Raw genomic sequence first — 11,344 nt, 5'->3', positions numbered from 1 at the left:
GTTATGCTGACGTACAAAAGCCTGGATTTCTGCAGAGTGGACTTCTAGTAATGCCCGCAGGCTCTGGTAAAACTGTAACTAGCTTTAAGACTGCTTTGTTTTTATCGACCAGGGGTGGCTTTGACAAAGTTGTCTTTTTAGTTGATCGCAGAGAACTGGACAGCCACACAAGTGAGAGCTTTAAAGCTTATGCGGCCTATGAGCCTGTCGAAGTTGATGATACAAGGCACACCTATGAGTTGAGAAAAAAACTTTTATCACCAACTCGCGGTATTGTAGTTACGACAATATTTAAGTTATATTCCCTGGTTAAAGACCTAGATGAAGTTGGGGACAATCGCTTGAAAGATAAAAAGATGGTGTTCATTATTGATGAAGCTCATCGGACAACTATGGGTCAAATGATGGGTACAATTAAGCGGTATTTTAAGAAGAACGGTTTGTTTTTTGGTTTTACTGGTACACCACTTTTTGATGAAAATAAAGTAACAGGCAAGATAGACGAAAAAAGTCAAGTGATTGATACAACGGAAAAACTTTTTGGACCTTCGCTTCATCAATACACGATTGATGAAGCAATTGCCGATAACAATGTTTTAGGTTTTCATGTGGATTATATAAATACAGGTGAGTTTAAAAGTTATGATCAGTTAAGGCAGCTTATTATTGAAGAAATAAAGGAAGAAAAGCCGGAGCAAGCGGAAAAAGATATTGAACGCCGAGTCGTGGGTTGGACCCAACTAGAAGTGGAGCAAGAAGCAGCCAAAAGGGGAATTTTAGTTTATCAAGATGAAACCCATATTCCTCGCGTTGTGGAAGAGATTCTAAAGAATTGGGATGAACAATCTCAAGCTAAGAAGTTTAATGCCATACTTACCGCTGCTTACAAAAAGCGGGTGGTTGCTTATTACAAGGAATTTAAAAAGCAATTAAAGAAAAAAAATATTGAACTTAATGTAGCTATGACCTTCAGTTTTGGCGGTGATGATGAAGAAAAACCAATAGATCCAGTTATTATAAGGGAGATGTTCAAAGATTACGCCTCATTTACTGGCATTGAATTTGTCTTGGGTGATCGTAGGCAGGGTGAAAATGCCTATTATGAAGATGTGACGGCACGGGTCAAAAGAGGTGGGAGCGGACGTAATCCCCGCAACATTGATCTGGTTATCGTGGCGAATCAATTGTTAACGGGTTATGATTCAAAATTTTTAAATACTTTGTATGTAGATCGGTTTCTTGAGCTCCAAGACTTGATTCAGGCTTATTCTAGAACGAATCGCATCTATGGCAAAGAAAAAGAATTTGGATCTATTATTAATTTCCAATATCCCCGCATTACTGAGGAACAGGTTAATAAGGCGTTGAGGCTATATGGTAGTGGGGGAAGCAGTAGTAAGGCAATTGTGGAGCCTTACGATACTGCAGTAGCTAAACTCCAGAAAGTTTTTGAAGAAATGGTTCGGGCTTTACCAGTTGCTACTAAGTGGCAATCACTTGAATTGAATGAGGAAGGTAAAGAAGCCTTTATTTTAGCATTTAAAGATGCTGCCGAACAACTTAATTTTGTAGAACAGTATTATCAATATGAATGGGATGAAAAAAGATTTGGACTCGATCATCATAAGTGGCTTCATTATGTAGGAGCCTACAAAAATTTAACGAGAGGGGAAAGTAGAACAATTCCTGATCTACCTGCAAATGTTTTGGTGGCGAAAACAAAACTAGCTGGCACTCAACGAATTGATGTCAGCCATATTCTCAGCCTGATAGGTACTAAAGCAACAACGTCTGATGGAAAACAGACTGTTGACGCGGAAAGCCTTAGAATCCTTTATCAGCAGATTCAAGAGTTAAGTAATATGGGTGAATTCGAAGAGGCGGAGTTGCTAAAAGAGTTTGTAAACAAAGAACTTAAACCAGGTAATATTGAAAGTGGTATTAACTTTGATGATGCTTTTGAATCCTGGAAACAAGAAAAACGAAAAAAACTCATTTACGAGATTGCCAAGGAGTGGGGTACTAGTTCCGCTATTTTAAAAATGACTATAGAGGCTTATTCCTTGTCTCATCCTGAAGAAATACCATTTTTCGATGAATTGATTGCTAGTGTTGATTTCGCTTCTATTAAAGATAAGAAAGCAAGTAACCAGCTAGAACACAATATGAGGTTAAATGAGTACTTAGATGAAGTTATCCCTAAGATTAAGGTGAGGTATAAGTAAGAAAATATCAGCTTTGTTTAGGAGTTGTATTAAGGAAGGTTTCATAATAAAGGAATACAACTATAAGGGTATTATTAATATTTGGATAAAAAGGTCAAAATAAGGAGATTAAACTGACATAGGTAAAATAACCAAAGGACTATAGTGGTAAAAATCTTCTGCCTTAATTACGGCCAAGGGTTTTACATTGGCTACTAAATTAATAATTCCTATTTCTGCCAGGGTATTTACTACTAGATGAATGTCTTTATAAGCTTGAGGAGCTTCATCCAGGATTTGTTTGTAATTATCAACTTGTTTTTGGAACCCATTTTTGGAAATAGATCTTTTTGCCGCACAAAAGGTTTCTTTGGCTCGTTCTAGGCCAGTAGCGATATAGGAGTGGGTGCCCATGGAAGCGGGTGATAATACTGGATGACCAGTAGTCATAAATGAACAAATGAGGGGGAATACGGAAGGTGGTGATTAATTAGTCCACGGTCCGATTAGCTTTTTTCTAAATTGAAATTCTTGTTAAACGTGAAAAAGTTGATTGACAGTGCTATAGTGAACATGTTAAAATAGATTTTGCCAGTTAGAAGGCAGTGCCTCGGTAGCTCAGTCGGTAGAGCAGTGGACTGAAAATCCTCGTGTCGGCGGTTCGATTCCGCCCTGAGGCACCATTTCGCGGAAGTGGCTCAGCGGTAGAGCATCGCCTTGCCAAGGCGAGGGTCGCGGGTTCGAATCCCGTCTTCCGCTCCATTTGGTGCGGTGGCGAAGTTGGCTAACGCTGCGGACTGCAAATCCGCCATTCGTCGGTTCAAATCCGACCCGCACCTCCAACTTAAAAATGCCCGAGTGGCGGAACAGGCAGACGCACAGGACTTAAAATCCTGGGAGACTTCAATCTCGTGCCGGTTCGATTCCGGCCTTGGGCACCATTGAAATTAAGGCTTTAAGCCATAATAAAAGGCACCTAAAGGGGTGTCTTTTTTCTTTTTATGCCAATGCTTCTGGTGGGAAGAATTCGGACTTTTTATAACCGAGCAGGTTTTTAATTATTAAAGATTATATTGAAAAAATAGATTACTATGGATAAGGTTTTAGTATTTTCCGGAAAAATACTTTAGATTGGGATAAAACAGTTTATATGATATAATGTGATTAGCTTGATAATATTTAGAAAGGGGGGGGAAAGGGATGCGTGTATGGTCAATGTTTAAAGAAAATATTAGATCATTTCGGGCGATACAACCATTATTAAATGAGATAGACATTGTAAGAAAAGGAGTTAATTTGGTTCTTAAAATGGCTAAACCGAATGCTGAACAAAAAGCAGAAGTTAAGGACCAATTACGAGATTTGAGAAGTTTAGCGATGCTGGGGTTTTCTCAACAATCTTATGATTTGTCACCGGCACAAACCTATAAATTGCAGGGATACTTAAAAATGTATCAGGCTCAAACCGGTCCAGAGGCAATGAGAAATATTTTGAGGGGGATTAATGAACAATTTAATCATGGGGATACTCCGGTAGCTAAATGGTTACGTTTGGTGGAAAAGTTATATGATTACAAAGTGAAAAGCCAGGCTGAAATAGTAGGATTAAGGGATTTAGAAAAACAGGCCCGGGGTTTACAGGCTGAACGGTTGGCCGCGGCGGCTGAAAAAGCACGATTAAGTCTAGAAATAGAAGAAGAAAAACTGTGTATTTTATTAAAAGATGCTGATCCGGTAAAAAATAAAGATTTTGTAGCTCCTGATTATGATAAAACATATGAATTAGTGAGTAAAGTAATAAATGAGAAGATAACTCTTTATCCTCAAGGGGGGCGAACTCCACTACTGTATGCATTTAGGCGTTTTGTGAAGGATTGTGGTGGGGATCAGGAGCGGATTAATAAAGGTATTCTGGCGGCAGATAAGCATGGTCATTGGGAAATAGAAATCCCGCAGGATTTGGCGAAATTGAGGGAAGAAGCTCAAACATTTGTTACAGACCGGATCGTTGAATTAGAAAAAACCGAACAGGAGATGGGGGAGCGATAAGGGATAAAAAAACCTGTAACGCTTTGTTAAAAAGTATAATTCATTTGGGATCTGTGTTCCGATTCTAAAAGGCTTATTAGAAGCATGTGACTTTAGTTATGTGAGGTTCATGGCGGTTTGTTTGCCTTGTTCTGTGCTATACTTATAACCCGAAATAATATGTAAAAGCCGAAGAAGCCTTTGGGGCAAACGCCCTGAGGGCTTTTTTCCTGCATTGGAGATGGAGCTATACGGATGAAAGATACTGTGAGAAATACCCAAAGTAACTTGACGCGATCATTTAGCAATGCCTGTTTGCTAATACTTTTTGTGAATGGTATAGTTAAACAAAATCTTAAATTATATTTGCAATAAATGCGGGAGTAAGATAGGCGTGTAAAGGAAGGGGAGTAGCTGTGTTAAAAGGAAAGTTCAAAAAAATGTGCCAGAACAAAAAAATCGCCTGGCTGGTGGCAGGTGTTGTGCTGGTTCTTGTTATAATTGTTGGATGGGGCATTGGCAGGTATTACCAAAGGGGTAATGCGATTGGTAACTTGGGCAGTAGCTCAAAGTTGGCCAGGCTGACGATTTCCACACCGCACGACTCTTTTAGTCCGTTTATGAGTTCGATTTTTGGTTTTGAACTGCTTCTTGATGCTCCGGCGGCGGCGACTTTTGCTTACACCTGTACGCAAGGGTCATTTTGTCGCTATGAAAATGGGCAGATTGAAAATATTGGGGATAAGATTACGACCGAAGAAACAATTTATTGGTGTCCTTCTGAAAAAGATAGACATGATGAGCACTTGACCACGGCGGCGGAAATTCTACTTTCCGTGGCGGCTTTAGATGAGCGAGGCCAGGTTGTTGCTCAGGGTATGGTTGTGATTGAACATGATCTCGAAACGGGATTTTTTGTTTTTGGCGGGAATCCTTCCTCTGGCAAGATTAATCCTGCGCAACTTGAAAAACTTGTGGGGCTGGCTGTTTTAGCACAAAATGCTTCTTATTTGCGGGGGGAAACAGCGACAGAAGGGCATTTGATTTTGGATACGGTGGAAGATGAACAGGAGTTTTTGGTTTACGCCATTGCTAGTCATGGTAATTTCGCTTTTGAAAATGGGGTGTTTACTAAGGTTAGCGGTAGTGGGGCGATTCCCACTGTGCTTCTTTTTTCCCGAGATGAGGGGGGAGGCTATGCGTTAATTCATTATCAAAACCCCGAAGATGGTTCCCGTTACTTAGATTCGGTTAAGGAAATGTTCCCCCGGCGTTTGCATCGCCGTGTTTTGGCTGCCCACAATGATTATCCCGTTTTGCTGGCTCAGGAGGAGGCCCAAGCCACGGCTTATTTAGCTAGTATCGGACGTGAAGCCTTGGTTAATGGGGCTCATGTGGAAAAAGAGCTGGCCCAGATTGATGTGGATGCCTCGAATAAGCTTTTTTCGGAATTCACCAAAGAGGACCTTTTTTTGAATGATTGCCCCAATTGGCTGGGTACCAGGGAGAAGCTGGAAGATGGTGTGCGTTACATTTTTGAAACGGCTCAGGAAAAAACAGCGGACGGATATGATCTGATTATTTTTCAAAAGAAAACTGAAGATGGGCACGTGATTGAAGAACAAAGCTACAAGATTGTGGGCTCGGAGCCGCTACGATTATAGTTATCGTTAAAGCTGTAGATAATGTTGATTTCATTTGTTGGTTCCGTTTGAAAAGATAAAGAGTTATATTCCCGATAGGCTTGCAAGGGAAGTGACTCCACAATGTTGTCCAGGTCTTTATTGTCGGGTGCAAAAGTTGTTTTCTGGTTAAGAAGATTCTTGATAAGTGTTTTACTGTAGCCTAAATTAGTCAGCAGTCTATTTTCGGGAATAGTCATTTTCCAAGCAATAAGACCGTCAAGAAGGCCAAGTGTAAAGATAAGAGTAATTGAAGTACCACTATGGCTAAAGCCATAGTGGTACTTCAATATTGCCTCTGGCCCAAAAATATCAAAATGAAGAACATGTTTTAAGCGGTGCCTCCCTTGACCAAGAAGAATTACGAAGAAGGGAGAGGAATTTATTTGAAGCGTTTATTTGGAATGACTCGAGGTATAATCCAAATTTAAGTGAAGAAGAAAACTAGCGTGTCTTTCTAGATGAAAATCAAGGCAAAATTGAACAGTTGAGGAAGAAATTAATTAAAGAGGATTGGCACAAATATAAAGGGGTTCCGGAGTATTTGGGGGAATATCCGGGTCTAGTTTATTATCTGCAGATTGGAAATTAAAAGCTGACTAATGTTGAGGATTATTCCCCGAAGAAATTAAGACTAATAGGTATGATTATTGGCTAAGAACCCATTTGAATTAGGGTTTGGCGATGTTGTTTATCTAGGTTTTACCGGGGAGGATTTTCTGGCCCAAGTGGTTGCTCGGTGGGAGAAAAAGGAGTTGTTCACCGAATATCTCAATCGGCTCGGGGGTTATTCTTTCGGTTCTATACTGTCCTTTTTTGTGGGTGGCCGACCGGCGGGCTAAAGAGCAAGAAAAAATTGAATTATCCTCCTTCGATAAACTGTACACGGACCTTAATCTTCTTATTTGTTTTTCCTTAATTGGGACCTGGGGGGCTTTCGTCTTAACCATGTGGAAATATTAAAGCTCAAAATATCTTTTTCCGGTGACACTGGTTATTGGTGCCGGTTCTTTCTTTGATCAGGCATTTTAAGAACAAGACTTTAGTCCGTCATAGTTTGATTTACCGGCTTTTTTCCAAGGTTTTCGGTTTTTTCAGGGATGTTTACAACAATGGTAGTGTGGCCGTAAAAACTATTGTTTTAGTTATCGGCATCTGATTAATCCTCAGGGTAAGGGGGAATTGGCCCAGCTGTATCGCATGATTTGAGAACGCCTTTAACCTCGATTATTACTTATGTGGATTTACTGAAAGGAGCAACAGAGCCTGACCAGGCCCGGGAGTATTTGGGAGTAATTGATCAAAAATCACAACGACTGAAAGTCTTGACCGATGATTTGTTTGAGGCGGCTAAGGTTTCAAGCGGGGCGATGCCCCTTAATTTAGAAGAAATCGATCTGGCGGCTTTGCTGACACAGGCTTTGGGGGAAGTTGATGAACAGATTCAGGAACGTCATTTGGAGTTTAAATTAAATTGGCCCGGGGAAAAGGTTCTCGGGTTTATGTGGAAATTAAGGATGGCGGGGCACAAGTGAAATTGATATTCAAAAATATCTCCGCCGCAGAATTGGTGAAACGGTTTACCCGAGGGGATGAAGCCCGTAGCAGTTCCGGCAGCGGGCTAGGCCTCTTTATTGTGCAAAGTTTGCTGGAACTGCAAAAAGGGAGTCTAGATGTGAAAATCGACGGGGATTTATTCAAGGTGATCTTGATAATCCCTAAAGTAGGCTAGTATTGATAATACAGGGGGACGCTTTTGTTGTATCATTTGTATTTTAAGCCCACATTTTTTAGGTCATTTGGTCAGACAAGCTCTTTTATAATAAACTGACAGGAACAATAAGGTTGTCACGGTCAAATGCACCGAGCTTCTCCGTTGTGCAGATGATGGCACCTGTTCCACGTTTTAAAGGAGATTTTTCTATCACCGAAAAATTGGCCATTATTTTCTTTTTAGGTGTAGCTGTTTTCTTGATTTCAATGGGGTAAAGCTGACCATCACCCTCCATCAACAGAGCAATTTCCCGGGCATCTTTATCTCGATAATAATAGAGGTAGGCTTCCTTACCAACATTTTGATAACTTTTCTGTATTTCGTTGACCACATAGTTTTCAAGAATGGCACCATTCATGGCACCATTCATTGTGGTTTCTGCACTGCTCCACTTGGTGAGGTAACATACCAACCCAGTATCATAAAAGTACAACTTGGGGGTTTTGATGGTTCTTTTGAGCACGTTATTTGAATAGGGATGCAAATAGAAAACAATCCCCAGTGTTTCCAAAATTCTAAGCCAGTTTTTTGCTGTGACCTGATCAATATCGCAGTCATCGGCAATTCCTTTGTAATTCACCATTTGAGATGTTCTTGCCGCTACCGCAGTAATGAAAGTTAAAAACTTAAGCGAGTCGATGGAACCGGACAGTTCCCTGATATCACGCTCCAAAGAAGTGCTTAAATAGCTGGAGTAGAAAAAATTCCGATCATCATATTTTTTGCTGACGAGTGCCGGCATTCCTCCCGCAAAGATACGTTCAAAGATTTGCGGCGTGGTTGCGGCAGGAATAGCGGCTTGCCTTTTCTGCAGAGTTGCTAAGTCCAAGCTAAATTCTTCCGGCAGTCCCCCATAAATCTCATGCTGTGACAGTGGTGATAAATGTAATAGCGCTACCCGCCCTGCCAGAGACTCTTGTACACCATGCATTAGTTTAAATAGTTGTGACCCGGTCATCCAGAAATCGCCGGGGCGGTGGTTCTGATCCACACTTATTTTAATATAGGTAAAGAGCTCTGGTGCATATTGCACCTCGTCAATGAATACCGGGGGTTGATGAATTTGAAAAAACATAGCAGGATCAGATTTGGCCAATGCTCTTACATTTAAATCATCTAAAGATACATAGTGCCGCTTCCGACCCTCGAGTTTTGTGAGTTTTTGCAGCATGGTGGTCTTTCCAACCTGTCTTGGGCCGGTTATTAAAATAGCGGGGTATTGTTCATTAAGTTTTAGAAATATATCCTCCATAAACCTTTTGATATAGACCATCGCAAACGCTCCTTTCGGCGATTATAGAGTATAACCATATTTTAGCCGAAATTAAGAATTTTATCAGGTGTTTTTTGAAAGGGATGATACAGGGGGACGCTTTTGTTGTATCATTTGAGAGGTAAGAGGTTGGAAATTCAACATCAAAACATGATTTTTGAAGTTAAGCTCCTTCCTACATCTTACATCCCACTTCCCATTTCCCAATGATACAACAAAAGCGTCCCCCTGTATCACGAACGAAACTAAAAAGCCCAAGTCAAGCAAACGGAACCGTCGGTTAGCCCGGTTGAAACAATAGCCTCTCTGCAGGAAATACACACTTCAGAAAGAGAAATAACCTGAATTTCGAAAAGCCACAGGAATAACAATGCCCAATAGAAATGTCACCCCCCAAGAGTGACATTTCTATTATGAACAAACTTACCGTTAATTTGCAGTAAACAGGACTTTTATTGAAATAAAGGGTTACCGCCCCTTTTTATTGGTCCTTTTTGTGATTTCCAACCGACTGAAACCTTTGCAATCCCGCCCAGGGCCATCCCCCAAATCCGGACGCCCCGACTGGCCCTGTTTTGCTTTTTGTAAAATTTCCCTCAGGCGTGCTTCATCGCTCCTTGCCTTGTGTTCCTCCATCAGTTGTGCTTCCTCCAGTGCCATTTCTTTCATCAGCTGGGTTTTCTCCTTATCTAGAGCCTTTAACCCCTTGCCGCCGTTATATTTAGCATATTTCTCCTCCAGCTTGGTTAATTCCTCCAGATCTTTAAATTTGACCGGTCCGGGTTCGAAGCACCATACCCTATTCCAATAATAATTCCTTGAACAATAGTCATTTTCAATGTTTTCCGTTTCCCGGTAAAAGTCAATTAATTCCTCCACTTTCTTCGGATCCTTCTCCGCCAGAATCGCCTCGCCTGCCTGAAAAAACAAAACATCAAAGGCCGCGCATATTTCTTCTTGGCGGTCTCTAAAGATACTTATGGTCATGAGTTTCGCTCCATCCCAGAGATATCTGTTACACAATTTAAACTTGAAACCACTGTCATAGATCGGCATCCTTTCTAATTTCCTCTGGACTTTTTCCCGCAAATTTTTTAAATCTTGCAATTGCAAGGTTTCTGTCCGGTCTGACTTCGCCCTAAAAAAATCTCTGATCCCCATTTTTACCCTCCTATTAATAGCTCCTTTTGTCTGGCTTAAATGCCTGCGAAGGCCCCCAAAAGACTGTTTTTCATCAGGATTTCTTTTCCTGATATTTCGCCCTCGCGACATCATTTTTGAATAATAATTAAATAGTCCATACTCTTTAGTATATTCAAATTATATCATTCTAAAGATAAATCTGTCAAGGGAAATCCCGTGTTTGATCGCGTCTCTGTCGCGTCGGGTTTTCGACATTTATAATATTTCAGGAAAGAATTGTAGTTGAAAGCCAGAAAAGAAAAGCAGGCCACCTTTTTGGCCCACTTACTACTGGCTTTCATTTGCAATTTTTCCTATTGAATAATAGTCGCGTCGTGCACAATTTATCTTTTTAGCAAAATACTATGGGTATTTAAATATTTTTCTTTCCTCTAAAAATGATTGCATATACCTAAAAACAAAGTTCAATTTGGCCTTAAACATGAACAAATTTATAAAGAGGGCTTAAAAGAGTATACTTAATAAACCTAGCCATTTCTAGATTTTAAGAAAAATATCCTGTATAGGGTAACTCATAGACGTTCCTCAATATCAAAAAGACTTTTTAGCTAGTGCTTAAATGGACGTAAAGAAGGCTTGAGCTTGCCGATTTATGGTCTAACAATTTCTGGATAGTAAAAAGATCGTAGCCTTGCTCGTATAAATGGATACCAAAGGAATGCCTGAACATATGCACAGTAACTTTTTTATCCCAGCCAAGGAGACGGCAATGATCTGTTATAAAACGGGATACGGTAAAGCTAACAATTGGCTGATCTTTTTTAGTGCCCGGAAACAGCTGTTTATATTAAACTAAAAGCACCCCGAATAATAATTGAAAAGTACCCCACATTAAAATATACTTCCACATGTTATTAATAAATTTTTAACATGTGGAGGATTGTAACTGCTAAACTAAACTCAACAAATTTTGCTAAATAAGAATGAACAGTATTTACCATAAAATCCCTTTAGGTACTGTTTATAAAAATAGTTTACTTGATGTAAATTTGCATATTAATCAGGTAAATCTGAGATGATTTTTTTAAAATTAATCCCAATTAATAATCCTCACAATTAATTTAGTTTACTTCTTTTTTTAATTCTTCTACCTCTTTTATAGTTAATTCAGCTCCCTGTGCTACTTTTTCAACTGACAAACCCATCTTCAAAAGATTTATCGCTATTTTCCTTTTGGCAT

General features: G+C 40.0%; 10 protein-coding genes and 4 tRNA genes. 9 read left to right on the top strand and 5 right to left on the bottom strand.

The window, feature by feature from the left end; all coding sequences use genetic code 11:
* The coding region (locus GX687_01165) for a type I restriction endonuclease subunit R (protein ID HHX96062.1) at positions 1-2,225 on the top strand (2,225 nt) is incomplete at its 5' end.
* 108 nt (positions 2,226-2,333) lie between these two features.
* On the opposite strand, the gene GX687_01160 is transcribed toward GX687_01165, so the two are convergent.
* Entirely contained in the window at positions 2,334-2,654 is a 321-nt protein-coding gene (locus GX687_01160) for an RtcB family protein (GenBank protein ID HHX96061.1), read from the bottom strand.
* Positions 2,655-2,811: 157 nt separating this feature from the next.
* Here GX687_01160 and GX687_01155 point away from each other — a divergent pair.
* The 8 genes from GX687_01155 (at position 2,812) to GX687_01120 (ending at position 7,449) form a co-directional block, all read left to right on the top strand.
* Positions 2,812-2,887: transfer RNA gene (locus GX687_01155), tRNA-Phe, on the top strand.
* Positions 2,888-2,891: 4 nt separating this feature from the next.
* A tRNA-Gly gene (locus GX687_01150) sits at positions 2,892-2,966 on the top strand.
* A gap of 3 nt (positions 2,967-2,969) precedes the next feature.
* Positions 2,970-3,046, top strand: a tRNA-Cys gene (locus tag GX687_01145).
* Positions 3,047-3,056: 10 nt separating this feature from the next.
* Positions 3,057-3,145 (top strand) — tRNA-Leu (locus tag GX687_01140).
* 259 nt (positions 3,146-3,404) lie between these two features.
* A complete protein-coding gene (locus tag GX687_01135) occupies positions 3,405-4,253 on the top strand; it encodes a hypothetical protein (protein HHX96060.1) in 849 nt (282 codons plus the stop codon).
* Positions 4,254-5,278: 1,025 nt separating this feature from the next.
* Positions 5,279-5,896, top strand: a complete 618-nt coding sequence (locus GX687_01130) for a transcriptional regulator (GenBank protein HHX96059.1) — start codon at positions 5,279-5,281, stop codon at positions 5,894-5,896.
* 668 nt (positions 5,897-6,564) lie between these two features.
* A complete protein-coding gene (locus GX687_01125; GenBank protein ID HHX96058.1) occupies positions 6,565-6,756 on the top strand; it encodes a hypothetical protein in 192 nt (63 codons plus the stop codon).
* 363 nt (positions 6,757-7,119) lie between these two features.
* Complete coding sequence (locus GX687_01120; GenBank protein HHX96057.1) at positions 7,120-7,449, top strand: HAMP domain-containing histidine kinase; 330 nt, start codon at positions 7,120-7,122, stop codon at positions 7,447-7,449.
* Between the two features lie 282 nt (positions 7,450-7,731).
* Here the strand turns inward: GX687_01120 and GX687_01115 are convergent, their stop codons facing one another.
* The 4 genes from GX687_01115 to GX687_01100 form a co-directional block, all read right to left on the bottom strand.
* Positions 7,732-8,961: an ATP-binding protein gene (locus GX687_01115; protein ID HHX96056.1), complete on the bottom strand. Its 1,230-nt coding sequence runs from the start codon at positions 8,959-8,961 to the stop codon at positions 7,732-7,734.
* 468 nt (positions 8,962-9,429) lie between these two features.
* Positions 9,430-10,122 (bottom strand): hypothetical protein, encoded by a 693-nt coding sequence (locus tag GX687_01110; protein ID HHX96055.1) that lies wholly within the window; start codon positions 10,120-10,122, stop codon positions 9,430-9,432.
* A 586-nt stretch (positions 10,123-10,708) separates the two neighbouring features.
* Positions 10,709-10,942, bottom strand: a complete 234-nt coding sequence (locus tag GX687_01105) for a tyrosine-type recombinase/integrase (protein HHX96054.1) — start codon at positions 10,940-10,942, stop codon at positions 10,709-10,711.
* A 283-nt stretch (positions 10,943-11,225) separates the two neighbouring features.
* A partial coding sequence (locus GX687_01100) for a flagellar assembly protein H (GenBank protein HHX96053.1) occupies positions 11,226-11,344 on the bottom strand: 119 nt, incomplete at its 5' end.

It is taken from the genome of Clostridia bacterium, assembly GCA_012841935.1.
In the GTDB taxonomy this organism is placed as follows: domain Bacteria; phylum Bacillota; class Peptococcia; order DRI-13; family DTU073; genus DUTS01.
The sequence above is the reverse complement of the archived record's forward strand: the minus strand, read 5'-3'. Positions and strand labels throughout refer to the sequence as shown.